The organism is Neorhizobium sp. T25_27 (assembly GCF_002968565.1).
Classification (GTDB): Bacteria; Pseudomonadota; Alphaproteobacteria; order Rhizobiales; family Rhizobiaceae; genus Neorhizobium; species Neorhizobium tomejilense.
In genome coordinates this window covers 180,808-206,825 of sequence record NZ_PVBJ01000011.1, presented here as the reverse complement: position 1 = coordinate 206,825, position 26,018 = coordinate 180,808, and the positions used below count along the sequence as shown (strand labels likewise).

At 61.1% G+C, this 26,018-nt stretch carries 25 protein-coding genes, 1 other RNA gene and 1 pseudogene; 16 read left to right on the top strand and 11 right to left on the bottom strand.

Going from position 1 to position 26,018, the window contains the following annotated elements; translation table 11 throughout:
* Window positions 1-7: 7 nt before the first annotated feature.
* The 6 genes from C5J24_RS25850 to C5J24_RS25825 all read right to left on the bottom strand — a co-directional run bounded on the left by C5J24_RS25850 (window position 8) and on the right by C5J24_RS25825 (window position 4,950).
* Window positions 8-451 carry a response regulator gene (locus C5J24_RS25850; RefSeq protein WP_105400228.1) on the bottom strand — a complete coding sequence of 148 codons (444 nt, stop codon included), beginning with the start codon at window positions 449-451 and terminating at the stop codon, window positions 8-10.
* Window positions 448-1,947 (bottom strand): ATP-binding protein, encoded by a 1,500-nt coding sequence (locus C5J24_RS25845; protein ID WP_105421981.1) that lies wholly within the window; start codon window positions 1,945-1,947, stop codon window positions 448-450. Before C5J24_RS25845 ends, C5J24_RS25850 begins: the two co-directional genes overlap by 4 nt.
* Window positions 1,948-2,074: 127 nt before the next feature.
* Entirely contained in the window at window positions 2,075-3,883 is a 1,809-nt protein-coding gene (locus tag C5J24_RS25840; protein ID WP_105421979.1) for a diguanylate cyclase domain-containing protein, read from the bottom strand.
* 170 nt (window positions 3,884-4,053) lie between these two features.
* Window positions 4,054-4,212, bottom strand: a non-coding RNA gene (ssrS, locus tag C5J24_RS25835) — 6S RNA.
* Window positions 4,213-4,277: 65 nt separating this feature from the next.
* On the bottom strand, window positions 4,278-4,655 hold the full coding sequence (locus C5J24_RS25830; protein ID WP_105421977.1) for a cell division protein ZapA: 378 nt from the start codon (window positions 4,653-4,655) through the stop codon (window positions 4,278-4,280).
* Between the two features lie 22 nt (window positions 4,656-4,677).
* Window positions 4,678-4,950, bottom strand: coding sequence for a DUF4164 domain-containing protein (locus C5J24_RS25825; protein ID WP_038589375.1), 273 nt, complete (start codon window positions 4,948-4,950; stop codon window positions 4,678-4,680).
* 342 nt (window positions 4,951-5,292) lie between these two features.
* Here C5J24_RS25825 and tkt point away from each other — a divergent pair, with 342 nt between their 5' ends.
* Together tkt and gap are read left to right on the top strand one after the other, a co-directional pair.
* Complete coding sequence (tkt, locus tag C5J24_RS25820; protein WP_105421975.1) at window positions 5,293-7,275, top strand: transketolase; 1,983 nt, start codon at window positions 5,293-5,295, stop codon at window positions 7,273-7,275.
* Window positions 7,276-7,318: 43 nt separating this feature from the next.
* Window positions 7,319-8,329, top strand: coding sequence for a type I glyceraldehyde-3-phosphate dehydrogenase (gene gap, locus C5J24_RS25815; protein WP_105421973.1), 1,011 nt, complete (start codon window positions 7,319-7,321; stop codon window positions 8,327-8,329).
* Window positions 8,330-8,435: 106 nt separating this feature from the next.
* Here gap and C5J24_RS25810 read toward each other — a convergent pair whose 3' ends face one another.
* The gene (locus C5J24_RS25810) at window positions 8,436-9,053 is read right to left on the bottom strand and encodes an FMN-dependent NADH-azoreductase (RefSeq protein ID WP_105421971.1); all 618 of its coding nucleotides are present in this window, start codon (window positions 9,051-9,053) and stop codon (window positions 8,436-8,438) included.
* Window positions 9,054-9,139: 86 nt separating this feature from the next.
* Here C5J24_RS25810 and C5J24_RS25805 point away from each other — a divergent pair, with 86 nt between their 5' ends.
* The 10 genes and pseudogenes from C5J24_RS25805 to C5J24_RS25755 all read left to right on the top strand — a co-directional run bounded on the left by C5J24_RS25805 (window position 9,140) and on the right by C5J24_RS25755 (window position 19,730).
* On the top strand, window positions 9,140-9,520 hold the full coding sequence (locus C5J24_RS25805) for a helix-turn-helix domain-containing protein (protein WP_105421969.1): 381 nt from the start codon (window positions 9,140-9,142) through the stop codon (window positions 9,518-9,520).
* A 22-nt stretch (window positions 9,521-9,542) separates the two neighbouring features.
* Window positions 9,543-9,650: pseudogene (locus C5J24_RS25800) on the top strand (erythrose-4-phosphate dehydrogenase); the annotation flags it as partial.
* 306 nt (window positions 9,651-9,956) lie between these two features.
* On the top strand, window positions 9,957-10,991 hold the full coding sequence (locus C5J24_RS25790) for a PIN domain-containing protein (protein ID WP_105421965.1): 1,035 nt from the start codon (window positions 9,957-9,959) through the stop codon (window positions 10,989-10,991).
* Between the two features lie 308 nt (window positions 10,992-11,299).
* The gene (locus tag C5J24_RS25785; RefSeq protein WP_105421963.1) at window positions 11,300-12,157 is read left to right on the top strand and encodes a hypothetical protein; all 858 of its coding nucleotides are present in this window, start codon (window positions 11,300-11,302) and stop codon (window positions 12,155-12,157) included.
* A gap of 666 nt (window positions 12,158-12,823) precedes the next feature.
* The gene (locus tag C5J24_RS25780) at window positions 12,824-14,671 is read left to right on the top strand and encodes a potassium/proton antiporter (RefSeq protein WP_105421960.1); all 1,848 of its coding nucleotides are present in this window, start codon (window positions 12,824-12,826) and stop codon (window positions 14,669-14,671) included.
* 170 nt (window positions 14,672-14,841) lie between these two features.
* Window positions 14,842-16,044 (top strand): phosphoglycerate kinase, encoded by a 1,203-nt coding sequence (pgk, locus tag C5J24_RS25775; protein WP_105421958.1) that lies wholly within the window; start codon window positions 14,842-14,844, stop codon window positions 16,042-16,044.
* A gap of 218 nt (window positions 16,045-16,262) precedes the next feature.
* The gene (locus C5J24_RS25770) at window positions 16,263-17,159 is read left to right on the top strand and encodes a fructose bisphosphate aldolase (RefSeq protein ID WP_105421956.1); all 897 of its coding nucleotides are present in this window, start codon (window positions 16,263-16,265) and stop codon (window positions 17,157-17,159) included.
* A gap of 157 nt (window positions 17,160-17,316) precedes the next feature.
* Window positions 17,317-17,763, top strand: a complete 447-nt coding sequence (locus C5J24_RS25765) for a hypothetical protein (protein WP_105421954.1) — start codon at window positions 17,317-17,319, stop codon at window positions 17,761-17,763.
* Window positions 17,764-17,874: 111 nt separating this feature from the next.
* The gene (locus C5J24_RS25760) at window positions 17,875-18,792 is read left to right on the top strand and encodes a PhzF family phenazine biosynthesis protein (protein WP_105421952.1); all 918 of its coding nucleotides are present in this window, start codon (window positions 17,875-17,877) and stop codon (window positions 18,790-18,792) included.
* A gap of 59 nt (window positions 18,793-18,851) precedes the next feature.
* Window positions 18,852-19,730, top strand: coding sequence for a GNAT family N-acetyltransferase (locus C5J24_RS25755; protein ID WP_105421949.1), 879 nt, complete (start codon window positions 18,852-18,854; stop codon window positions 19,728-19,730).
* Window positions 19,731-19,828: 98 nt separating this feature from the next.
* Here the strand turns inward: C5J24_RS25755 and C5J24_RS25750 are convergent, their stop codons facing one another.
* The gene (locus C5J24_RS25750; RefSeq protein WP_105422058.1) at window positions 19,829-20,143 is read right to left on the bottom strand and encodes an EthD family reductase; all 315 of its coding nucleotides are present in this window, start codon (window positions 20,141-20,143) and stop codon (window positions 19,829-19,831) included.
* Window positions 20,144-20,304: 161 nt separating this feature from the next.
* Window positions 20,305-20,472, bottom strand: a complete 168-nt coding sequence (locus tag C5J24_RS32090; protein WP_172716904.1) for a hypothetical protein — start codon at window positions 20,470-20,472, stop codon at window positions 20,305-20,307.
* 188 nt (window positions 20,473-20,660) lie between these two features.
* Between C5J24_RS32090 and C5J24_RS25745 the strand changes: the two genes are divergently transcribed.
* From C5J24_RS25745 to C5J24_RS25735, 3 genes are all read left to right on the top strand, one after another.
* Entirely contained in the window at window positions 20,661-21,959 is a 1,299-nt protein-coding gene (locus C5J24_RS25745; RefSeq protein WP_105421947.1) for an MFS transporter, read from the top strand.
* Window positions 21,956-22,147, top strand: a complete 192-nt coding sequence (locus tag C5J24_RS25740) for a DUF1192 domain-containing protein (protein ID WP_046666813.1) — start codon at window positions 21,956-21,958, stop codon at window positions 22,145-22,147. Before C5J24_RS25745 ends, C5J24_RS25740 begins: the two co-directional genes overlap by 4 nt.
* Before the next feature lie 466 nt (window positions 22,148-22,613).
* A complete protein-coding gene (locus tag C5J24_RS25735; protein ID WP_037077074.1) occupies window positions 22,614-23,126 on the top strand; it encodes a DUF1465 family protein in 513 nt (170 codons plus the stop codon).
* 53 nt (window positions 23,127-23,179) lie between these two features.
* Here the strand turns inward: C5J24_RS25735 and C5J24_RS25730 are convergent, their stop codons facing one another.
* Together C5J24_RS25730 and rpmE are read right to left on the bottom strand one after the other, a co-directional pair.
* A complete protein-coding gene (locus C5J24_RS25730; protein WP_371674834.1) occupies window positions 23,180-23,707 on the bottom strand; it encodes an AAA family ATPase in 528 nt (175 codons plus the stop codon).
* Between the two features lie 84 nt (window positions 23,708-23,791).
* Window positions 23,792-24,013, bottom strand: a complete 222-nt coding sequence (gene rpmE, locus C5J24_RS25725; RefSeq protein WP_038589408.1) for a 50S ribosomal protein L31 — start codon at window positions 24,011-24,013, stop codon at window positions 23,792-23,794.
* Between the two features lie 187 nt (window positions 24,014-24,200).
* Between rpmE and C5J24_RS25720 the strand changes: the two genes are divergently transcribed.
* Entirely contained in the window at window positions 24,201-25,997 is a 1,797-nt protein-coding gene (locus tag C5J24_RS25720; protein ID WP_105400211.1) for an ABC transporter transmembrane domain-containing protein, read from the top strand.
* Window positions 25,998-26,018: the final 21 nt, after the last annotated feature.

The following is a 26,018-nucleotide window of genomic DNA, read 5'->3' as shown; positions in this document are numbered from 1 at the left end:
CGTCTCGTTATTGTCCGGGTATCTGCATCACGGCAAAGAACAGCCCGAGCTGTCGGATGGCATGCGCAAAACTGTCGTAGTCCACCGGTTTGGTGATGTAGACGTTGGCGCCGAGATCGTAGCAGCGCTGGATCTCAAGCTCATCGTCCGTGGTCGTGAGGATGACCACCGGCAGACGCTTCGAGTGTGGGTTGGACTTCACCTTCTCGAGGATGTCAATACCCGACATGTCCGGCAGGTTGAGGTCGAGAAGGATCAGCAGGTGGCGATCCTGATTGGAGTTTCCGGAACGATCCGCGCCGAGGATAAAGTCGAGAGCCGCATTGCCGTTCGTGAACGGGACGATCTCGTTGTTGACACCGGCGCGACGAACGTTCTTCTCGATCAGGCGCGCATGGCCTTCATCGTCCTCGATCATCACGATGGTAACTTCTTTACCGGCAGCCTTCATGACCCGTTACTCCTGACATACTGGGACAAATCCGTAGGCAACCGGATGACGAACGTCGTCCCGCCGCCCAATGTGGACGTCACCGTAATCTCACCGCCTAAATTTCTGACTAATGAACGCACATGTGCAAGACCGATACCCTCGCCCTGCTGGTCCTGAACGCCCGAGCGGCGGAAAAGCTCGAAAACCCTCTCATGATCCTCCGGAGCGATGCCCCGGCCATTGTCTGCGACCTCTATCCTCATCGCGGCGCGGCCGATCGGCATTGCCTTTACGGAAAGGTTCAAAGGCCGATCCGGATGTTTGTATTTCACCGCGTTGTCGAAGAGATTGCCGAAAACCTGTTCCATCGAAAATCGGTCGGTAATAAGGCCCCTCGCCTGGGCGACCGAAATATTCACCTCGCCGCCCGCTTCGCTGACCTGGTGGTAGATGCTGTCGGCGGTCGCTTCGAGAAGCTCCCCGAGATCGATCCTCTCCGGCTTCAGTTCGCGCCGCCCGTCGCGGGAAATCTTCAGGATCGCGTTGATCAACCCGTCCATCTTCTTGGTGGAAGAACGAATGAAGGCGATGGCCTCCGGCAGGTCCTGCTCGACGGCGATGCGGGCGTCATTCACGTCGGCTTCGGACAGCGGCGTCCCGTCGGCCAGCACATAGGTGCTGATCGACTTGAGGCTCGCGTCGAGTTCGCTGGTGAAACCCATGATGTTGACCAGCGGCGCGCGCAGGTCGTGCGAGACGATATAGGCATAACGCTGGATCTCGCGATTGGCCTGGATCAGATCCTCGGAGCGCTCGTTGACGCGCTCCTCGAGCCCGGCATTGAGCTCCTCGACCTCGGAGCGCGCCCGCTGAAGCTCGCGAACATGCTGGCCAACGATCACGATCGCGCCGCCGATGACGAGGATAATCATCAGGCCGCCGCCGATGGTGATCCATTGCAACGCCGAAGCCGAATCATTGAGGTCGTCGACGCCGGTCCCGATCCGCCCGTCCATGTCGCCGATCAGCTTGCCGAGGATCGACGTGATGCCTTCCATCAGCTGCCGGCCATAGGCGCCCCGGATGACTTCGATCGCCCCGACGGCATTTCCCTTCTGCACCATCGCCACCGTCGACTGCATCTCGGCGAGCTTGTCGTCGATCAGCGGGCCGAGTTGGGCAAATGGAACGGGCACAGTGTCCAGATCGTCGGCGGCCTTCTTCAGCCGCTCGCGCAACCGCGGAATGACTGCGCTCGCCGTCGTATAGGGCATCAGGAATTCGGAATCCTGCGTCAGCACGAAACCGCGCTGCCCGGATTCGGCGGCCCGCAGGAAAAGCTGCATGTCCGCCGCAGCGCTTCGAAGCTCGCGTAGTTTCACAACGTCCTGGAAATAGGCCTGCGTCGTCCTAGCCAGAAAGAACGATGACAACACGATCGCCACAAGGACGCCGCCCCCGACCAGAAGCATGAGCAGCGAGGAGCGGGCGAAGGTGGAATTCAAAAAGGGCATTGATACAGGCCGGTAGTTGAACGGGACCGCCAGAAATTGGCGGTCATTCGCCCGTTGTCAAGCAAAGGCCGCAGAATGGTCGATCAGGAGCCGGCGTCGCTCACGGCGATTTTGTTCGCCGATCCGTTCAAGCCGAATTGCGGCTGGCCTGATCCGCGAGCTTCACCGCGCCTGCAAGCACGGTCTGGTTCCGCCCGCCCGCCTTGGCTTCCAGGAGGGCTGCGTCCGCCCGCGTGACGAGCGTCGATATCGGTCCCCCGGCAGGCGAGCCTGCGACGCCGATCGAAACGGAGACGAGGCCGAGAATGCGACCGCCATGCGAAAGCGGCGTGGTCGCGATCTTCTGCCGCAAGCGTTCGGCGAGCGCGAAGGCGGCGGTCTCCGTCGCATCCGGCAAGAGTATCGTGAACTCCTCGCCGCCGAAGCGATGGCAGGTCCCCGTCTCGCCGACGGCGTCGAGCATCATCTGCGCCACGTACTGCATGACGATGTCGCCCGAGTCGTGCCCGAACTCGTCGTTGAAGCGCTTGAACCGGTCGATATCCATCATCAGACAGGCAAGCGGCCGGTCCGGAAGGTCGCGCCCATGGCGGGCCAGCGTCTCGTCGAGGCGGCGGCGGTTGAGCAGGCCGGTCAGCGCGTCTCGCACCGCAAGGTTCGTCAGCCTGTCGCGGAGCTGCAGGTTGGCAACCGCAAGGCCGATATTCTCGGCGATCAGTTCGAGATAGAGACGGGAGCTTTCCGCCGCCATGTCATGATCAGGGCGCTCTTCGAAATAAAGAAGGCCGATCGTATCTCCCTGCGCCGTCAGAGGAATGCAGAGCCCGGCGACGTCGCTTTCGCCGAGATGCTGGCAGGGAATGTCGCCGTGGCCGTGATTGCTCAGGTGCGGCCGCCCGCGGCGCAATCCCCAGCAGGCGCCGGTCGGGAAGGAAGTGGCCGAAAGCTGCGGGTCGAGCCAGCAGCCGATCTCGGTGAGCGTCGTTCGGCTGTCGTTCAGTACATAGAGCTGGCCTGCGAGGTTCGGGAATATCTGCGGCGCAAAGCGGGAGACGACGTCCGCCAGCTCGCCCTGCGTCTGGCAGGCCTGCAGACGGTGCATCATCTGCAGGATGAAATCCTTGGTCAGCTGGTCAGCGCGCCGTTCGGCATCGAGACGGTCACGTTCCAAACCGTTTTCGCGGAAGATGTGGATTGCCTGGTTCATCTCGCCGATCTCGTCCCGCCGGCGGTCGAGCGGCACTTCCACGGCATAGTCCTGCCGGGCAAGCCGGGTGACGATGCCGGTCATGCGGGTGAGCGGCATGGCGACGCGGCGTTTGAGCACGAAATAGAGGACACCGAGGAAAAGTGCTGCGGTGACGGCAAGCATCGTCTTTGCCGCAAGACCCCACAAGTCGCTGCGAGACTGCGCAAGTGCTACCGCAGTCTCGGTGCGCGCCTTTACCAGTTCCCGGAACCGGGTGACGGTTTCGAGCAGCCCGGTCTGCAGGCGGTCGTGCTCGGGGCCGAACAACGCCTCCTGTGCCCCGGCCCGGTCGCCATTCTGGTAAGCGGTGATGGCGGCGTTCTCGAGCTGGTCGAGAGCCTCTGCGTCCTCCCCCACCTCGACCAGCGCGGCAAACTCGGCATCGGAGGCGCCGAGCGCCTTGATGCCCCTGATCGCCTCTTCGAGCCCCTGCTCTTCGGCCTCCTTGTCGTGGAAGGCCTTCAGATGCCGGTCCTGACCGCGCATCACATAAAGCCGCGCTTCATCGGTGCGCTCTTCCGCGCCGAGCGCCAGCTGTTCGGAAAGTTCATCGAGGGAAAGGTGCTCCTCGACGGCGATCCTCTCCTGATTGGCGCTCCCGGCAGATAGGATGAAAGCAGTGCCCGACAGCACGGTCAGAACGACCGTGACGCCATAGGCCCAGTTGGTGATCTCGTTGATACGCATGCCGGGACGATAAAGCCATCGTTTGAAAAGAGGATTAAGGGCCTCGCCCAATCCGCGATCAGGCCGCGCCAAGTCCGCGGCATGGTAAATAAATTAGGATTTTCTTAAATATATATCCGCCCGCACGAAGGCGGCTGATCGGGTAACGCCTGAAATCGGGGGAAGGATAAGCGCGATCCACGGCAACCGATGGATGTTTACGATCCTGGGTGCCTACAAACGTAGGTGGGCGCCGTGTGTCCAAGCCCACGGGCCTGGCCAGGGACAGCTCCCTTTGGATCGAGTATGGCCCCAGGGATTGTGGTTCCTGTCGTGAGGCGCAGACCGCGTTGCCAATATATGTTCGATTGTCGGCCCGCACCAGTGGCGGAAAACCTTTATTATTGACCTTGGGTCAGTTCACCTGCGCCGGCATCCGGCCGTTGAGCTTGGCGGTCAGCCCGTCGAGCCGGGAGGCGAGTTCGCCGAGCGCCGAGACCACCTGCTGCTCGTTGCGCTCCTGGGTTTCGAGCGCGCCGTCGCGATTGGACTTGAGCGACGCGACCTCCGCCTCGAGCAGGCCGAGCTTGCGGGTCATCTCCGAAAGCTCGTCCATGATCATGATGCCGGCCATCACTGTGATACGCAGATCGCCGATCTCGCCGAACTGGCCCTTGAGGTGGCCGACATAACGGTCGAACCGGTCGGCGAGTTCGGTCAGGTGGTCTTCCTGCCCTTCCTCGCAGGCCATGCGATAGGCCTTGCCGTCGATCATTACCGTTACCTGGGCCATGGCGTTCCCTCTTGATCCTGCATCAGCGGTCGAGCACGGCGCGGATGGTTTCCATCGCCGTCACCAGGCGCCGGGAGACCTCCCGGTTGACTTCTTCCAGCCGATTGGCGCGGAATTGCGACTGGTCGAGTTCCTGCGCCAGCCGTGCCCGGTCCGCATGCACGCGGCGAACCTCGCCTTCCACGTCCTGGGTTTCACGCTGGCGCTCGATACGCGCATCGACGGCGCTCTCCAGACCGCCGATCGCCGCCCTGAGTTCCGAAATCACCATGTCGATCGTCTTTTCCGACGGCATGCGAAGCTTCCTGTCGATACGCGAAATGCGCCGAATCGATACGATCGGCCTCTCCAACAAGGGCGGAAGACTATTCACCGCCCGCAAGCCGGTCAATCAATCCAGGCCCTTCAAACGTGTCCTAACTGTGGATCGTCACCTATGTTTCTGCCGCTCGCCACATGCTGCATCGAATTCGGGCAGCTGCAGGAAAGTTCGTCATCACCCGCTCGTAAAGACGGCGCTTTTGTTGACTTGCGCGTTGCACCTGCTAAGGATCACCCGCTCTTAGGTGGTCCCTGGGCCGCCCTTCAAGTGGTCCCATGCGGACCGTGACCGACACCCGTAAAAAGCGGATTAGCCATGACCTCTCTCGACAAACATAACCGGATGGCGAACGCGATCCGATTTCTTGCCATGGATGCTGTAGAGAAGGCCAATTCCGGCCATCCCGGCCTGCCGATGGGCGCTGCCGATATAGCGACCGTCCTCTTTACCCGCTTTTTGAAATTCGATCCGAAGAACCCGCTCTGGCCGGACCGCGACCGTTTCGTGCTGTCCGCCGGCCACGGTTCCATGCTCCTTTATTCGCTCCTGTTCCTCACCGGTTACGAGGACATGACGATGGAGGATTTGAAGCAGTTCCGCCAGCTCGGCTCCAAGACCGCCGGCCACCCGGAATACGGCCATGCATCGGGCATCGAGACCACCACCGGTCCGCTCGGCCAGGGCATTGCCAATGCCGTCGGCATGGCGATCGCCGAGCGCAAGCTGGAAGAGGAATTCGGCTCCGACCTGCAGAACCATTTCACCTATGCGCTGTGCGGCGACGGCTGCCTGATGGAAGGCATCAGCCAGGAAGCGATCGCGCTTGCCGGCCACCTGAAGCTCAACAAGCTCGTGCTCTTCTGGGACAACAACTCGATCACCATCGACGGCGCCGTCTCATTGTCGGACTCGACCGACCAGGTGATGCGCTTCAAGTCCGCCCACTGGAACACGATCGAGATCGACGGCCATGACGTCGACCAGATTTCGGCGGCCATCGAAGCCGCCCAGAAGTCCGACCGCCCGACTTTCATCGCAGCCAAGACCATCATCGGCTTCGGCGCCCCGAACAAGCAGGGCACCCACAAGGTCCACGGTTCGCCGCTCGGCGCCGAGGAAATCGCGGCTGCCCGTAAGGCGCTGAACTGGGAGGCGGAAGCCTTCACCGTTCCGGCCGACGTCCTCGATGCATGGCGCCTCGCAGGCCTGCGCTCGACCAAGACCCGCAAGGATTGGGAGGATCGCCTGGCTTCGACCGAAACCGGCAAGAAGGCCGAATTCGTGCGCCGCTTCGCCGGTGACCTGCCGGGCAATTTCGACAGCGCCATCGACGCCTTCAAGAAGAAGATCGCCGAGAACAACCCGACCGTCGCGACCCGCAAGGCATCCGAGGACGCGCTCGAAGTCATCAACGGCATCGTCATCGAAACGCTTGGCGGTTCGGCCGACCTGACGCCGTCGAACAACACCAAGACCAGCCAGATGAAGTCGATCACCCCGACCGACTTCTCCGGCCGCTACATGCACTGGGGCATCCGCGAACACGCGATGGCCGCTGCCATGAACGGCATCTCGCTGCATGGCGGCCTGATCCCCTATTCCGGCGGCTTCCTGATCTTCTCGGATTACTGCCGCCCGTCCGTCCGCCTCGCAGCCCTGATGGGTATCCGCGTCGTGCACGTCTGGACGCATGATTCGATCGGCGTCGGCGAAGACGGCCCGACCCATCAGCCGGTCGAGCAGGTCGCAGCGCTGCGCGCCATCCCGAACCTCTTGATCTTCCGTCCGGCCGACGAGACCGAGACGGCCGAATGCTGGCAGCTGGCGCTCAAGGAAAAGCACCGCCCGTCCGGCCTGGCGCTCACCCGCCAGAACCTGGCGCCGGCCCGCAAGACCTATGAAGAGAAGAACCTCTGCGCCCAGGGCGCCTACGAACTCGTTTCCGCGGCCGACGCCCAGGTGACGATCTTCGCGTCGGGTTCAGAAGTCGAACTGGCGCTGAAGGCGCAGGCGACGCTTGACGGCAAGGGCATCGCGACGCGCGTCGTTTCCGTCCCCTGCGTCGAACTCTTCTTCGACCAGCCGGAATCCTACCAGACCGCGGTGATCGGCAATTCGCCGGTCAAGATCGCCGTCGAAGCCGGCGTGCGCGAGGGCTGGGATCACTTCATCGGTCCGAAGGGCACCTTCATCGGCATGAAGTCCTTCGGTGCCTCCGGCCCTGCCAAGGATCTCTTCAAGCACTTCGGCATCACCGCGGAAGCGGTTGTTGCCGCAGCCGAAAAAGAGCTCGCCTGAACCAACTGAACTACCAGGACAAACTAAAAGCGGAGTATGTGAAATGACTGTCAAGGTTGCCATCAACGGTTTCGGCCGCATCGGCCGCAACGTGCTGCGAGCAATCGTCGAATCCGGCCGCACCGATATCGAGGTCGTTGCCATCAACGACCTCGGCCCGGTCGAGACCAACGCCCACCTGCTGCGTTACGACTCGATCCACGGTAAGTTCCCGGCAAGCGTCGAAGTCAGCGGCGACACGATCATCGTCGGCGGCGGCAAGCCGATCAAGGTGACCGCGATCAAGGATCCTGCGACCCTGCCGCACCGAGAACTCGGCGTCGATATCGCGCTCGAATGCACCGGCATCTTCACCGCCCGCGACAAGGCCGCCCTGCACCTGACCGCCGGCGCCAAGCGCGTCATCGTCTCGGCGCCTGCCGATGGCGCTGACCTCACCGTCGTCTTCGGCGTCAACCACGATCAGCTGACCCGGGAACACCTGGTCATCTCCAACGCATCCTGCACCACCAACTGCCTGGTTCCGGTCGTCAAGGTCCTCGACGACGCGATCGGCATCGATCATGGCTTCATGACCACGATCCACTCCTACACGGGTGACCAGCCGACCCTCGACACCATGCACAAGGACCTCTATCGCGCCCGTGCAGCAGCGCTGTCGATGATCCCGACCTCGACCGGCGCCGCCAAGGCTGTCGGCCTGGTGCTTCCGCACCTGAAGGGCAAGCTCGACGGCACCTCGATCCGTGTACCGACCCCGAACGTCTCGGTCGTCGACTTCAAGTTCGTCGCCAAGAAGACGACCTCGGTTGCGGAAGTCAACGAAGCGATCAAGGCCGCTTCCAACGGCGCCCTGAAGGGCATCCTCGGTTACACCGAAGAGCCGCTCGTCAGCCGCGACTTCAACCACGACAGCCATTCGTCGATCTTCGCGATCGACCAGACCAAGGTGCTCGAAGGCAATTTCGTCCGCATCCTCACCTGGTACGACAACGAATGGGGTTTCTCGAACCGCATGGCCGACACGTCCGTCGCGTTTGCGAAGCTGATCTGAAGCCTGACCCGGCTGCCTTCGGGCAGCATCGGCAAGATATGGACCTCCTCCCGCAAGGGAGGGGGTTTTTTGTTTGTTTGCGGGATGTCGGTGACGGGTTTGCCGGTCAGGCGGCACGCTCCAATGCAGCCCGGATCTGTGCTTCGGTGGAGGCGATCGCAGCCTTGGCTGCGTCCGGGCTGACGAGTGTCCCTTCCACGCGGACCACTTCGATATCCGTCAGTCCGATAAAACCGAGAAGATGCACGAGATAGGTGGTCTGGAAGTCCAACGGGGCGTTCCTGCCTTCCGAAAAGACGCCGCCGGTTGCGGTCACGAGATAGACTTTCTTGGCGGGCAACAATCCCATCACACCGGTTGCGTCGTAGCGGAAGGTGACGCCAGGCCAAGTGATGTAGTCAAACCAAGCCTTGAGCTGCGTCGGCGGGCCGAAGTTGATCATGCCCGAGCCAATGACAATCACGTCGGCAGCCTGAACCTCATCGACGAGGCTTTGAGCGAGATTGACGGCTTCGGTCTGTTCGGGCGTACGTGTCTCGGGCGGCGCAACGCGGCCGTCGATATAGGCTGTTGCGATATGCGGCAGAGGTGCCGCCCCAAGATCACGTTCGACAATTGTGCCGGCAGAACGGGCGCTGAGGCTTTCAGCGATGTCACGGGAAAATCGGGTGGAAAGGCTCTGAGGACCGCGTGGGCTGGAGGTAACGAGGAGGATGTTGGTCATTGGTGGCTCCTGGGAGAATGAGTAGTATAAAATTGTGACCAACCCTATTAAGATAACTATTCGACCGTTCGCAAGAAGGCACATTCATGACACTCGGTGACATAGAGTTTCCTACCCCAAGCGAAGAAGCCGACTGCCTTCCCGTTCGGGAAATCCTCGATCGCATCGCCGATAAGTGGAGTCTCTACATCTTCGTGGCCCTGAACGATGGGCCGGTCCGCTTCAATGCATTGCGCCGGCAGATCGACGGGATCTCGCAGCGGATGCTCACGATTACGCTTCGTCAATTGGAACGGGACGGTTTGGTCAGTCGCACCCACTTTCCGACGATCCCTCCGCGCGTGGATTACGAGCTGACTGCAGTCGGCAAGTCGCTTCGCGCTCCAGTCATGGCCTTGATGACCTGGGCAGAATCAAATCGGGATGCGATCGAGCAGGCGCGCCGGCTACATGACCAAACGAGATGATCGCTGCGGCGATATATGTATTCGGGTGCTCGAAGGCAATTTCGTCCGCATCCTCACCTGGTACGACAACGAATGGTGTTTCTCGAACCGCATGGCCGACACGTCGGTCGCGTTTGCCAAGCTGATCTGAGGATCACAGACGCTGCCTTCGGGCGGCACCGGCAAGATATGGACCTCCTCCCGCAAGGGAGGGGGTTTTTGTATGCGGGGATGGTGGTGACGAAGAAGGTGCTGTCTTCGACAGAAGCACGTCGGAAGCAAGGTCAGCGGCCGCGAAGCGCCATGGCCCCACGGGCCGAGAACGGACCGGCAGCTTACGAGATGATGTTGTTGAGAAGCGGCCGTTCCGTTCACAACTTCGGAAGAGATAGCCTCCGGATGGTGGCTCCACTTAGAATCCGCTAGTCTCCGTAATCAGTCTTTTGCGGGAGTTAAGATGAAGCTTAGATTACTTATCGACACGTCGGTGTGGCTGGACCTCGCGAAAGACCCGCGCCACTTAACGTTGCTAGACGTCCTATTCGCGATGACGAATGCAGGCGAAGTTGAACTGATCCTGCCACAGATTATCCTCGATGAATTCGCCCGCAATCGAGAGCGCGTGATAGCATCGAGCCGCGCGAGCCTGTCAAGTCACTTCAAACGGGTTAAGGACGCGATCGCGCAGTTCGCACCAGAGGACGGACGAAGCGAGGTTCTTAAGCAATTGAACGAGATTGATCATCGCATCGCCACTGGCGGTGAAGCCGTGAATGAAGCGATTGGCCTGATCGAGAAGCTATTCACAACGACCGAACCGATTCCCATTCGCGAGAGCGTAAAGGCCCGTGCAGCGGACCGCGCTATTGCAAAGGTCGCGCCGTTTCACCGGCAAATGAACGGCATCGGCGACGCTATAATCATTGAGACATACGTCGACGCATTCGCGGAGCGGAAGGGCGACGACGTGCTCGCATTCGTCACGCACAACATCCACGACTTCAGTCAGAAAGGTGCCGACACGCGCTTACCGCACCCGGATCTCGCGGCCCTTTTCGACGGAGCACACTCACATTACTCGACCAACCTTGGCACGCTCCTGAACGAGTACGCCAGCGACCTAATCGAGGAGATCACCTTCGACCGAGAATACAGGCAAGAGCCTCGGGCACTGTCCGAACTGCTCGAAGCTGAAGATAAATTGACGACGCAGATTTGGTACGGCCGCAAGTGGGGTATAATCGCCGCCGTCGAGAGCGGCAAACAGAGGCGGGTTCCAAAGGAGGTCTGGGAGTCTGGCACACCCGAAGAGCGGCGGGGCATGATCGTAGACGAGATATGGGACGGCATGATTGCCGCAATGAAGTCCGCCGAAGAGCAGTATCCCGGTGAACTGGGCCCTTGGACTAATTTCGAGTGGGGAATGCTCAGCGGCAAGCTGTCCGCTATTCGTTGGGTGCTCGGCGACGAGTGGGACATGCTAGACACTTGAGCCATTTGTAACCGACAATCCCTATCCTTTTGGAAGCCAGGATGGCTGGTGTCTGAGCTTAGTGGCTCTGGCAAGAAGCGAATTGCCGCGTTCGACTATGTCGACCTTCAAAGCCGTCAGTTCTTCCACTCAATCGCGGCCGGCCAAGGCGGTTTCCGAGCAAGGGGCCGAGAGGATAGTGTCCGGTTTTGTGGACTGTAATTCCGAAGCTGAAATTAATGGCGCCCGCCGAAAATGTCGTTTTCGAGCCTGTTCGTTGACGTAAACTTGACGGGCCGGAATATTCGTAAAAAGACTAAGTTCTAAGGATGCGTTATTATTCGCTCATGCGCCGATTCTCCATTCCCGCTAAACTCGCAGACAATCCAGAGCTTATCGCTCTGCATCGCAAGATGCTAATGGAGGAGATTGATCGAACACTTTCCCTGGCAGAAGTACGATCGCAGCCATTTGATGAGTTGCTGAACAGCATCGAACGCCTGCCGGACATCAGCAATTCTGCGGAAGTCGTCTTTCGTGTATGTGAATATGAGCCTTCACGCAACCAAGCCTATTCCCTTGCGGAGTCTGTGCGGCGATTGGCAGAGATCGTCGACGGATTGCCTAGTCGTCGCAAACCAACCTACGACAGAGCGATTAGGCGGATTTTGTCACGGCTTCCTGCAGAAGCGGCATGGCCGGTTGCCGATCCCTGGCTTGAGCACAAGAGAAAATTCAGGAGAGAAACAGCCTACGCAATTCTTCGCAAAACAGGAATTGACGAGAAAGCCGGCTCGCGTTTGCTTGAGGTTTTCGAAAGTACGGGTGATCAGACAGCACTAGAGTTGATAGCCCGAAACCCGTCGGCTACGAGAGCCTTGGATGTCAAGCAGGTTTTGCCCCTGTTCGAAGATGAGTATTGGCGAATGCGCCTGGTCGAAGCCATATTGGTAGACGACGAAACTAGGGCTCTGACCTTGGCGGCAGACTTTCCCCGTGAATTTACGCATGCCGTTGGACGTCAAAAACAAAAGAGGCTCGTGCCGAAATTGAGAGACCTTCTCGCCTTGCAATCTGAAAATCTGGATTACCTTTCAATATACGCTTGGGCGCTAGGTCAGGTTGGAGCGTTAGACGAAATCGGAAGACTTCGAGAGCATATCGAGCGAATGAAACGTTTGGCTTAGTCATCAGTGGCTTCGTAAGACCGCAGAAGCAAAGCCCTGCACTACGACGCACCGCCAGATTTTTTCACCCTCGACATCCCCACCCCTCCAACCCATGCCTACAATCCCCTCGCTTCCGTCGCCGGAGTGTTTCGCGAGACGTTCGCGGGCAGGCGGGGGCCGGCGCTTTCATCGGAACCGTAACGTGCGGGGATGGTGGAAGAGGTGAAAGCCATGGGAGATGAAAATCTCCCTATCAAGCCTCCCCCGGACAGCCATGTCCGGTTCGGTTGAGCCGTGCAAGTGGCAGGATTTCCCGAAAGGAGATCGCGAATAAAGCCACGCAGCGAGGCGAGATGATCACCTGTAGGGGCCGGAAGCCCCGAAAAGACGCCGAAGGCCACGCGAATGCGGAGCCACCATTAAAAAATCAATCGAGGTTCCGCATTCGTGTGGGCTCTCCGATCTTTGAAAAGCCGTCGGCATCAAGGCATTGGTCCGTCTTTTTTATCCCCTGCCCTTCTCTTGCCGGAATTGTTCCCGCCTAATCGATCAGTCGATTCGCCTGGCCCTCGGCCGGGATCTGCCCCATTCTTGCATGGCCGCGTTGCGGCGTGGCACAGTTCCGGTACCGGAGCTGCGGACGGGGATGGTGTCGGCGAGAGGTGCGAAGGAAGGGACTTTTAGGTGGAGGCTTTTTATATCGTCCTGCTGGTCGGCACGGTCCTGGTGCTGGCGGCTGCCCTTTCGAGCCTGCTTGCCTTCCGCTTCGGCGCTCCGCTGCTGCTGATCTTCCTGTCGATCGGCCTGCTCGCCGGCGTCGACGGCCTCGGCATCCAGTTCGAAAACTATTCCTTCACCTTCATGCTGGGCTCGCTGGCGCTGGCGATCGTGCTGTTCGATTCCGGCTTCATGACCCCTATCCACTCGTTCCGCCTTGCCGCGGCTCCGGCGATCACGCTTGCGTCGGTCGGGGTGCTGCTGACGACCGGCATCTTCGCCCTTGGCGCGATGATCCTTCTCAACTTCAACTGGCTCGAAGGCCTGCTGCTCGGCTCGATCGTCGCCTCGACGGATGCTGCCGCCGTCTTCTTCCTGCTGCGCGTCAGCGGCATCAACATCCGCGACAAGGTGCGCTCGACGCTCGAAGTCGAGTCCGGCACCAACGACCCGATGGCGATCTTCCTGACGATTGCGCTTGCCGAACTGCTGGCGACCGGCCAGGGCCTTTCCGGCCTCGACCTGCACTTCCTTTTCCTGTTCGTCGAGGAAATGGGGCTCGGCGTCATCTGCGGCCTGTTCGGCGGCATGATGATCGTCTGGGTGCTGAACCGCTTCACCTCCGACCGGGGCCTCGCGCCGATCTTCGTGCTGACGCTCGCCCTGCTCGTCTTTTCCTTCACCGGCGCCGTGGGCGGCAGCGGTTTTCTAGCGGTCTATGTGGCCGGCATCTATTCCGGCAATCGCAAGATGTTCGCAAAACCCCAGATCATCCGCTTCAACGAGGGGCTGACCTGGCTTGCGCAGATCATCATGTTCCTGGTGCTCGGCCTGCTCGCCACGCCCTCGCAATTCCCGGCCATCCTTCTGCCGGCGATCGGGCTGGCGCTCTTCCTGATCTTCGTCGCCCGGCCGATCGCCGTGTGGCTGAGCCTGCTGCCCTATGATTTCACCCAGCAGGAGACCAGCTTCCTCGCCTGGGTCGGCCTGCGCGGCGCGGTCTCCATCCTTCTTGCGATCATGCCGGTCTTGAGCGGCGTCGAGAACGGCCAGCTCTTCTTCAACGTCACTTTCATCATCGTGCTGGTCTCCCTGCTCGTCCAGGGCTGGACGATCAAGCCGGTCGCCCAGAAGCTCGGCCTCATCATTCCGCCGCGCATCGGCGCCGTCGACAAGATCGAGCTCGACCTGCCGGGCACCGCCCATCACGAACTGATCTCCTACCGCGTCATGAAGGACAGCCCGATCCTGCAGGGCGAGCGCATCCCCCGCTGGGCCATGCCGTCGCTGGTCATCCGCGATGGCCGCAGCATGCGTTACCAATATGCCGGCCGGCTGAAGGAAAACGACCAGGTCTACCTGTTCATCTCGCCCGCCTATTCGAAACTGCTCGACCGCATCTTCGCAAGCCAGGTGCCGGTCGACGAGGACGATGCGGAATTTTTCGGCGCGTTTGCGATCTCGCCGGCGGGCCCTGCCAAGGAGCTCGATGCCGCCTATGGCCCCGGCCTGCTCTCCGCCAACGAGCAGAACATGACGATCGGCGACCTGATCACCTCGCGGCTCGGCGGCCGCGCGGAATATGCAGACCGCATCCGCTTCGGCTCGATCATCCTGATCGTCCGCGAACTCGATGAGCACGAACATGTCCGTAGCATCGGCATTTCGCTGGAACCCGTGGAGCCGGCGACCAATCTGCCGATCTTCATCAACATGCGCGAGATCGCCCACCGCGTCCGCGATCTGGTCCGCAAATATCGTGGCAAGCACGTACCGGTGAAGCCGGGCGCCCTGCCGCCGGAAGGCCCGGCATAGAGTAGCGAACGCTCAAATAAAATCCTCCACCCGCTGCGTTATCGCAGTAGAATCGGCACGCTCCGTCTCCGCGACAGACGGAATGGCAATGGTTGCGACCAATCGTCTTGCGTCGCCGGTCAGGCATAGTAAGGTCCGCTACGAACTTTCCGAGTAAATGGATTAGCATCATGCCGGCCTTCAAAACCCTTGACGACCTCACCGATATTGCAGCCAAGCGCGTCCTCGTGCGCGTCGATCTCAACGTCCCCGTTGCCGACGGCAAGGTCACCGACGCGACCCGCATCGAGCGCGTCGCCCCGACCATTCTGGAACTCTCGAAGAAGGGTGCCAAGGTTATCCTGCTTGCCCATTTCGGCCGTCCGAAGGGCGAGCCGGTCGCCGACATGTCGCTGTCGCTGATCGTTTCTGCCGTCAACCACGTCCTCGGCCACAAGATCCTCTTCGCCTCCGATTGCATCGGCCCGGAAGCCGAACAGGCGATCGCCGGCATGAAGAACGGCGATATCCTGCTGCTCGAAAATACCCGTTTCCACAAGGGTGAGGAAAAGAACGACCCGGGCTTCACCGAGGCGCTCGCCAAAAACGGCGATATCTTCGTCAACGACGCCTTCTCCGCCGCCCACCGCGCCCATGCCTCGACCGAGGGCCTCGCCCATCACCTGCCCGCCTATGCCGGCCGCACCATGCAGGAGGAACTCGAAGCGCTCGAAAAGGGCCTCGGCAATCCGGCCCGCCCGGTCGTCGCGATCGTCGGCGGCGCCAAGGTCTCCACCAAGATCGACTTGCTTCAGAACCTCGTGAAACGGGTCGACGCGCTGGTGATCGGCGGCGGCATGGCCAACACGTTCATCGCGGCACAGGGCATCGATGTCGGCAAGTCGCTCTGCGAGCATGACCTTGCCGACACGGCCCGCAAGATCATGGCAGAAGCCGAAGCCTCCAATTGCGCCATCGTGCTGCCGGTCGACGGCGTCGTCGCTCGCGAGTTCAAGGCTGGTGCCGCCAACGAAGTGGTCGATATCAACGCGATCCCTTCTGACGCCATGATGCTCGACGTCGGGCCGAAGTCGGTGGCAGCCGTCAACGAATGGATTTCCAAGGCCTCGACGCTCGTCTGGAACGGCCCGCTCGGCGCCTTCGAGATCGAGCCTTTCGACAAGGCGACGGTCGCTGCCGCCAAACATGCGGCAGAACAGACCAGGGCCGGCAAGCTCACGTCGGTCGCAGGCGGCGGCGATACGGTCGCGGCCCTCAACCACGCTGGTGCTGCCGACGACTTCTCCTACGTCTCGACCGCCGGCGGCGCATTCCTGGAATGGATGGAGGGCAAGGATCTGCCAGGCGTCTCGGTGCTGATCAAGGCCGCCTGATCTGTCAGTTTCCCGAAAGGGAGCGCGTTCCATATAGGGCGGCGCGCTCCCGGGTTAACTGGTTTAAAAAATTTTAGATGTTTTAAACGATTGAAAGCATTTCAATCGTTTCAATAGCTTACCGGAGGATTTCCCTTTAAAATAACTTCTGTTATCCGCGACTGACAGCTTGGGAGAGACGAGCGCGTTTTGCGCCAACTTAGGGACAGGAGTGTAGTATGGTGGACGCGAAGATGTTGAACAAGATGAGTTCTGCGCCCGGATTCATCGCGGCGCTGGATCAGAGCGGTGGTTCAACACCCGGAGCATTGCGCCTTTATGGCGTGTCCGAGTCCGACTATCAGGGCGACGACGAGATGTTCCGCCTGATCCACGCCATGCGCGTCCGCATCATGAGCGCGCCCGCCTTTACTGGCGACAAGGTTCTCGGCGCCATCCTGTTCGAGCGAACCATGGACGGCGACGTCGATGGTGAGCCTGTTCCCTCCTATCTCTGGGAAAAGCGCGGCGTCGTCCCCTTTCTCAAAGTCGACAAGGGCCTCAACGCCGAGGAAAACGGCGTTCAGACGATGAAGCCGATGCCCGAACTGGATGATCTCCTGATCCGCGGTCGTGAAAAGGGGATATTCGGGACCAAGATGCGGTCGGTGATCGGCCATGCCGACAAGGCCGGCATCGCTGCCGTCGTGGAGCAGCAGTTCCAGGTTGCCCGTCAGATCATCGGCCAGGGCCTCATGCCGATCATCGAGCCTGAAGTTTCCATCAAGAGCCCGACAAAGGAACAGGCTGAAGCGATCTTGCGCGACGAGATCGCGCAGCAGCTCGACAAGCTTCCCGCGGGCGAGACGGTCATGCTCAAGCTGACGATCCCGACGGTCGCCAATTTCTACGCTCCCTTGACCGCCCACAAATCGGTCGTCCGCGTCGTCGCCCTTTCCGGCGGCTACAGCACCGCGGAAGCCTGCGAAAAGCTCAGCCATAACCACGGCATGATCGCCAGCTTCTCGCGCGCTCTGGCGGAAAACCTCCGCGCCTCGATGAGTGACGCAGAATTCAATGCGAGCCTGGCCGCAACGATCGATCAGATCTACGCCGCAAGCGTCAACAAGTCCTGACGCGAAAGATCTCGAAAAGGCCGCTTGAGGAGCGCCTTTTCAAGGAGGAGGAAGAGGGCCGCTCCGGAAACGGAGCGGCCTTTCTGTTTGCTGCGACGTCGAAGCCGACGTGAACCGAACGGGCAAAACAACGTTCATTGCATGATGGAGGTTGCCCATGACGGAAATTGAAGAAAAGGTCCGAAGGCTTTTCGACGAATACGGCCGGACCAGCAATGACGCCCTGAAGGACGCGGCGTCGGTGAATGTCTCCGGCGTCGCGGCGTTCTTCGCGCCCTATTTCGTCGGCTCGACACCGCAGGCGGTATTCGGTGGAGCCAATGACGCGGCATTCCGGGAAGTGATCCCGCAAGGCTTTGCCCGATATCGCGATGCCGGCGGCAAGCGGATGGACATTACCGGCGTCAGGATCACCTGCCTCAACGATCTTCATGCGCTTGCGGAAGTCGGGTGGGATTTTTCCTACGTCAACAAGGCGGGCGAAGCCGGCAATGTCCGGTTCACCAACTTCTATCTGGTGACGATCGCCGATGGCGACCCGAGGATCTTCGCCTATATCACCGGCGACGAGGAGAAGGCGATGCGTGACCACGGCCTTACCTGAGCCGATGATGCCGGCCGCTTTCATTCCGTTGATGACCGCGATCAAAAACATTGGCTGGTCAGGAAGGTCGATGAGGCTTTAAATCCGGCATCGCATCCGGAGAGTTTTGCCATGCCGACCGCCGATTTCGTCACCGTCGATGTTTTCACCACCGAGCGTTTCGCCGGCAACCCGCTCGCCGTGGTGCCGGATGCGCGCGGGCTCACCGACCGCCAGATGCAGAAGATCGCGGTCGAATTCGGTTACGCCGAAAGCACCTTCGTCCTGCCGCCGAAAAGCCCTGAAAACAGCGCGCGGGTACGCATCTTCACCCCGACGATGGAAATTCCCTTTGCCGGCCACCCCAATGTCGGCACCGCCTACGTGCTCGGTCAGCGGCGCGAGCTGTTCGGCAAGCCGGTCACTGACAAGCTCCGGTTCGAGGAGATCGCCGGCCTGGTGGAAATCCGGCTGCTGCAGGAGACAGCTGGTGTGATCGGCGCAACGATCCGCGCACCGAGACCGCTGGAAATCGGCGTCGAGATAGAGCCGGGCCTGATCGCCGACTGCATTTCGATCGATGCAAGACATGTGCGCACCACCGCCCACAGGCCGGTCTTCGCCTCGGTCGGCCTCGCCTTCGCGATCGCCGAACTCGATGGCCTCGAAGCACTTGCCGCCGCCCGGCCGAACATCACGGCCTTCCGCAAGGCTGCCGCGAAACACCAGGGTACAGATGGCGACTTTCCGATCTTCCTCTATGTCCGCAGCCAGGAAGAACCCTGGAACCTCCGCGCCCGCATGTTCGCGCCGCTCGACGATATCATGGAGGACCCGGCGACCGGTAGCGCCTCTGCCGCCCTCTCCGCCTTCCTGGTAACGCGTGCGCCGGAGACGGATGCCAAGGTGCATCTGACGATAGAACAGGGTGTAGAGATGGGCCGCCGCAGCATCATCGAGCTTGATGTGATGAAGGCGGCCGGAACCGTCACCGACGTCACCATTACCGGTCGCTGCGTGCCCGTCATGCGCGGCTCGATAGACGTCTAGAAACCGTTTCATTGGCGGTGGCGATTTACAACAGGCGAATATCTGACTAAAGTCAGAGAATGTTCAAGGGTCAGATCGAACAGATTCGCCGCTTCAATCGGGTCGTCACACTGCATGTCGGCGCGTTGGAAGACAGTTACTTGCAACGTGGCCGTCCGCTCAGCGAAGCTCGGCTGCTGCATGAGATCCGTGACAACACCGATGTGCGCACCTTACGCGAGCGGCTGAAACTCGACTCGGGTCACATCAGCCGTCTGTTGCGCTCGCTCAAAGCGCAGGGGCTTGTCCGGACGACTGCGGATCCGAGCGACGGAAGGGTTCGGCGCGTGGCCCTGACGCCCGGCGGCTTGAATGAGCGGGCGACCTACGAGGCGCTCTCGGATGAGCTCGCTATGTCGTTCCTCCGGCCTCTCGAGCCTCACCAGCGCGACCGTTTGGTCGACGCCATGGCGGAAGTTGAACGCCTGCTTCGCGCCGGAGCGGTGGAGGTAAGGCTCGAGCCGCCGGCCAGCGCTGCGGCACAATGGTGTCTGGAACAGTATTTTGCCGAACTTTCGGCTCGTTTCGAGGTCGGCTTCGATCCTTCCCGGAGTAACCCGGCAAGTCCCGAGGAAATGACGCCGCCATCCGGGTTCTTCCTTGTGGCCTGGCTCGACGGCGCCCCTCAGGGCTGCGGAGCGCTCAAGATCAGTGACGGGGGATCGGGCGAGGTAAAGCGGATGTGGACCGCCCCGACGGCGCGGGGATTGGGCATCGGCCGCCGCATGCTGCGTTCGCTGGAAGCAATGGCGCGCGAGGCTGGCCTGACGCGGCTGCGCCTGGAGACCAATCGCGCCCTCAACGAAGCCCAGGCGCTCTACCGCAGCGAGGGCTACCAGGAAGTTGCGCCGTTCAACGCGGAACCCTACGCCCACCATTGGTTCGAAAAGAAGCTTTAGGTCACCGACTCATCAAGCGCATTCAGATTTGATCAGGTGCGCCGGCGCTACGCCGGCCCCGGAAAGTTCAACGGCTACGCCCTGACGCGCCGAAGCCCCTACCTTCCAACGATTTCGCTGATCTGCACGATGGGCACGATGTCCGTATAGTTGGCGACGTCCGCGACGATCTCCGCGCGGTGGGGACCGAACGCCTCCTGGAATGTCCCCAGGGTCGGCGAGTAGACGTGGCACGCCGCGACGAACTCCGGCGCGCTTCCAGGTTCGCGACCCGCAAGGCCTTTTTCGATCTCGTAGCGCAGGCAGGCAGCGCCGAGCCGTTCCTGGATTAGTGGCATGTGGTGGGTGCGGTAGTAGTCGTGATCGAACTTCGAGCCGCCATCGGCCGGATAGTAGACGCTCATCTTGATCATCATCGGGCTCCTGCCTGAACGCCTCTGCGAGCGTCCGGGGGGCCTTATAGCTCACCGGCTCGTAAAGCGCATCCGGATTTTGGCTGAGCGAATTTGACGAGAGCAAGGTTTTACCGCACCGCAACCTCGTCGAACGCCTCTTCAGTTTATGAGTGCGTGACCTAGAGCGTGGTGAATTCGCGCAGGATCAGCGCGGCACTCCAGACCGCGAAGGCGACGATCGCCAGCTTCCAGAAGTCGCCCCGGCGCCTCAAGCCGGGAAGGTTGAGCGGCTTGATGATCTGCACCAGCATGGCAAAGATCAGAAGAACCGCGATTGTCTTTGTCATTTGGTCTTGCCGATCTTATCCGCCATAGGCTGGACATTTTTGCGCTCCACCACAGATAGATGTGGAGGGGATTCGGGGAAAAGGTAATCCGCTTCGCTTTCGTTAACGCCCGGTTCATCAGCATGCAACAATGCTTGCCTGCGGAGCCGTGATTGATCGCATTCGCGCAAAGAGCTGACAGTGCAAAGATGAGACGAAACCTCCTTCCAATCCTCGCCCTCCTTTGCGGTACGCTTCTCCTCTTCCTCGGCAATGGCCTGCAGAGCCTGCTTCTCCCGGTGCGGGGCGCTCAGGAAGGTTATTCCAACGAAGTGCTCGGCCTGCTCGGCACCACATGGGCCTCCGGCTTCGTCATCGGCTGCTTCGTGGCGCCCAACGTGGTGCGCCGCATCGGCCATGTCCGCGCCTTTTCCGGTTTCCTGTCGCTGATCTGCCTCAACGTGCTGCTGACCGGGCTGATGGTCGACCAGAATACCTGGCTGGTGCTGCGCGCCATCACCGGCTTTTGCACCGCCGGCACATCGATGATCATCGAAAGCTGGCTGAACGAGCGCGCCACCAGCGAAAGCCGCGGGACGATCTTTTCGTTCTATATCTCGATCACTCTTTTCGGTGTCGTGGGCGGCCAGTTGATGGTGCCGTTCGCGGATATCGCGACGCCGACGCTGTTCATGATCTGCGGCATTTTCTACAGCCTTGCCGCACTGCCGACGACGCTGTCCAAGGCCGCCTCGCCGCAGCCGCTGAAGCGCGCGCGCCTGGATCTGCGCGGCCTCTTCCGCAACTCGCCGATCTCCTGCATCGGCATCCTGCTGATCGGCGTCGCCAACGGCGCCTACGGCACGCTCGGCGCCGTCTTCGGCACGCGCGCCGGGCTCGACCAGGGCGCGGTGGCGGCGATGGTCAGCATCACGCTCTTCGCCGGCGCGATCATGCAGTTTCCGGCGGGCCGGCTCTCCGACAGAATGGACCGCCGCCACGTACTGGCCGGCCTTTCGGCTGCGGCAGCCCTCGCGGGCCTGGCGATCGTCGCAATCCGGCCCTCCGGCACCTATGAGATCGTCGTGCTGGTGGCGATCTACGGCGCGGCCGCCAACGCGCTCTATCCGATCGCCGTCGCCCACGCCAACGACTTCGCAGCCCCCGAGGACTTCGTGAAGATCTCCGGCGGCCTGCTTCTGCTCTACGGCATCGGCACGATCATCGGTCCGACGCTCGGCGGCCCGGTGATGACCTGGGCCGGCCCGCATGCGCTGTTTGCGGTGACAACCGGGGCGCATCTTCTGGTGGCCGTTTATGCTATCATCCGCAGCCGCCAGCGAGCGCCAATTCCGATCGCCGATCGCGACGCCTACACGACCGCGCCGGCTTCGACCTCGCCGCTTGCCACGCCCGAGAGCCTGTCGCTCGACCCGCGCGCCAAGACCGGCGGCTCGACGCCGGATAGTGCCAGGCCGGAAACCAGTGCCGGAAAGGAGACATCATGAGCTTCATCGACGACGAACGACCGAAGAAACCCACCACCCACGAACTCGGCAGCGACCTCTCCATGCTGTCCGTGGACGAGCTCGAATCGCGAATCGATCTGCTGCGGCAGGAAATCGTCCGGCTGGAGGCCGAGAAGGAGGCGAAGGCCGCAGGCCGGCGCGCAGCCGACAGTCTGTTCCGTTCCTGAACGTCGGGCTCCAACGCGAACTTTAAGTATTTCTCCTTAGTTTTAAGAGTATATTAATCATCATCGGAGAATATGGAGACGTTCAGGTTTCCTGGACTCAGACAGTTTCACCATTCGGCGAATGGTCTGATTTCTCCCTGTTTTACCTTGAGAGCCGCCTTTCCGCGGCTCTTCTTTTTTAGGGCGACGCCGGCCCGGCTCAGGCTCTTTGCCTTCGACACCCTCCCGGAACCGGTTTCAACCGGCTTTCCCACAGAAACAAACTGCTGTATTGGACGCCAAAATGCGTCTCATTTCAGGAACATGGCCGTTGTTTACCACTTCTTGTGGGTATTAACCTTTCCTTAAGAAACGCCTTGCGGATTTCCATTATAAGTATCATGTTCAGGTCAGTCAGAACGGCATGGGAACTTTTATCCGCCGTTGTCATTGCCTGAATGTGATTGCGTTGAGCAGGATGATTTCGATGTCCGAACAGGGATTGAATACCGTAAGTTTTGCAGGCCGTGCCGCTGCGTCTTCGCAGTTCAAGGCGCTCTACTCCGAAGGTATGTCGCTGGTCGAGGAGACCGCGAGCTATCTCGACGGTACGGGCCGCGCCGCGTCGAAGGTTCTACCGCGCATGGCATCGGTTCTCTACGCGGCCGAGTCCATGCGGTTGACCACCCGCCTCATGCAGATGGCCTCCTGGCTGCTTCTGCAGCGCGCCGTCAACAATGGCGAGATGAGCCGCGAACAGGTCATGTCGGAAAAGAGCAAGGTCCGCCTCGACGGCTTCAACGTCGACCGCAATGCTCCGGGCTGGCTCGACCTGCCGGAAGGTTTCCGCGACCTCGTCGAACGTTCGCTGCGGCTCCAGAACCGCGTCGCCATTCTCGACCGCGAGATCTACCGCCCGGCCGACCCGGCCGTTCTGCCGGACAACGAAAACAGCGTCCGTGCCCAGCTCAACCTGCTGCGCACCGCCTTCGGCAACTGATCGCCGTCAAGGCTTTTCCTATCACAGCCGGTGCAAACGTTGCGCCGGCTTCTTCATGTCTGCAGAAGGCCCTCCGCACAGGCATCGATCTCGTCCCTGTTTGTCAGCCGCGCCTTGTGGCCTGAGAAGCTCTCGAAAAGCTTCAGGTGAGCGTCGAACGAATTCCAGTTGTTCTTTCGAACTCTGTATTCCGACACCCATTTGACCAGCCCGTCGAACGCGCCCTGGCTCTCGCCGCCCTGAATGCCGCGGCGCAGGATATTCGCCACACACTCGTCTTCGCTCAGATCAAGCCAGACCAGCGCCGTTGTCCTCGGCAGGGCGATATCGACGTAGCGGCCATAGACGCCTTCGATCAGCCAAGCCTCACCTGATGCTAGCGCCCGGACATCCTCGTGCACGACCGCCCGGTCGCGTGCAATCCCGTAGCGACCCGGTTCCCAATGCACGTCGTCGAGGTGAACGAGCGGCAGGCCAAGCGGCTCCGCCAGCCTTAGCGCCAGCCAAGTCTTGCCGGACCCGCCGTTCCCCATGATCACGATCCGCCGGGATGCGGCCGAAATATCGGATTGCTCTTTCAACGGCTCCTCCCCGTCAAACAACGCAAAACGAAAAAAGCCCGGCTTCCGCCAGGCTCTTCGTAACTCTTGGCGCCAAGAAGCGTATTAGAGGCCGAGGCCGCCGAAACGCTTGTTGAACTTGGAAACGCGGCCGCCGCGGTCCAGCATCTGCTGGTTCCCGCCCGTCCAGGCCGGATGCGAGTTCGGGTCGATTTCCAGGTTCATGGTAGCGCCTTCCGAACCCCAGGTAGAGCGGGTTTCGTATTCGGTGCCGTCGGTCATGACCACTTTGATCACGTGATACTGCGGATGGATGCCAGCCTTCATGTCGATATTCCTGCTCTGCGAGGTCCATTTGTCGCAATTGCGAGCGAGAGGCCTCTTTAATAAATGAAGCCGCAGACCGGTCTGGTCACGGCTTCCCAATTCGATGCGGAGCCTATACAGGAAGGTCGCCGGAAGTACAAGTACCCGTAAGGCCGAGAATTGAGCCTTTCGAGCCTATGGAGATGACGTGGCAGACGCCCGAGAAAACCAGCCGAGAGGCAAAGCCTTGAGACCGCTCGCAAGGCTCGTTCCCTACCTTGCCCGTTATCGTTCGATGGTCGCCGCGGCAATCGTTTTCCTCGTGCTCGCCGCCGCAACCACGCTTGCTCTGCCGCTTGCCGTGCGCCGCATGGTCGACCACGGTTTTGCCTCTTCGGACGGCCATTTCATCAACAACTATTTCGGCATGCTGCTGGCGCTGGCCTCCCTGCTCGCCGTCGCCAGCGCCATGCGCTACTATTACGTCATCACCATCGGCGAGCGGGTTGTCGCCGACCTGCGCCGCGAGGTGTTTTCACATGTGACGTCGCTGTCGCCGTCCTTTTTCGACGTCAATCAGTCGGGCGAGATCGTCTCGCGGCTGACGGCCGACACGGTCCAGATCAAGTCCGCCTTCGGTTCCGCAGCTTCGCAGGCGCTACGCAACACCATTCTCTGTCTCGGCGCGATGGGCATGATGATCTATACCAGCCCGCGGCTGTCCGCGCTGGTGCTCGGCGCCATCCCGCTGATCGTCTTTCCGCTGGTCGGATTCGGCCGCTCGGTCAGAAAACGCTCGCGCGCCGCCCAGGATACGCTTGCCCAGACCTCCGCCTTCGCCTCCGAAGTGATCGGCGCCACCCGCACGGTCCAGGCATTTGGCGGCGAGACGACCGCAAACGGCCGCTACGGCAGCACTGTGGAAAGCGCCTATGACGCCGCCCGCACCGCCATCAAGGCCCGCGCGTTGCTGACCGGTTTCGGTATCCTCCTCGTTTTCGGCAGCATCGTCGGCGTGCTCTGGTACGGCGCGCAGAGCGTTCTGGCCGGCACCATGACCGCCGGCACGCTCGGCCAGTTCGTGCTCTATTCGGTGATTGCCGCAAGCTCGCTCGGCCAGCTCTCGGAAGTCTGGGGCGAGCTTTCGTCAGCCGGCGGCGCCGCCGAACGGCTGACCGAGCTGCTGCACGAAGTCCCGGCCATTCGCGACGCGCAAAATCCGGTCGCGCTCCCCTCCCCGCCGCGTGGCGAGGTCGAGTTCGAAAAGGTCTCCTTCGCCTATCCGGCCCGCGTCAGCGCCATCACGCTGAACTCGCTCTCATTCAAGGTGAGGTCAGGGGAAACGGTGGCGATCGTCGGTCCATCCGGCGCCGGCAAGAGCACGATATTCTCGCTGCTGCTGCGTTTCTACGATCCCTCCGCCGGGTCGGTGAAGCTCGACGGCATCGACCTGCGCCAGGCAAGGCTCGCCGAACTGCGTTCCCGCCTCGCCATCGTGCCCCAGGACGTGACCATCTTCGCCGCCTCCATCCATGACAACATCGCTTTCAGCGCTCCGGATGCCAGCCGTGAGGCGGTCCGTGCCGCGGCCATCGCCGCCCAGGCCGACGAGTTCATCTCGAAGCTGGACAACGGCTACGACACCATGGCCGGCGAGCGGGGCATCACCCTTTCCGGCGGCCAGCGCCAGCGCATCGCCATCGCCCGCGCCATCCTGAAAGACGCTCCCGTTCTGCTACTCGACGAAGCGACCTCGGCGCTCGATGCGGAAAGCGAAACGCTGGTCCAGAAGGCGCTCGACGGGCTGATGCAGAACCGCACCACGCTGGTCATCGCCCATCGGCTGGCGACCGTGCTGAAGGCCGACCGCATCCTCGTGCTGGAAGACGGGCGGATCGTCGAGGAAGGCACCCACCAGAGCCTGATCGCCGAGGGCGGCCTCTATGCCAAGCTCGCCCGCCTGCAGTTCCACGACATCGAACGGCAGAGCGCCGCCGCACTCTGACCATTCACGCCAACGTGTTTC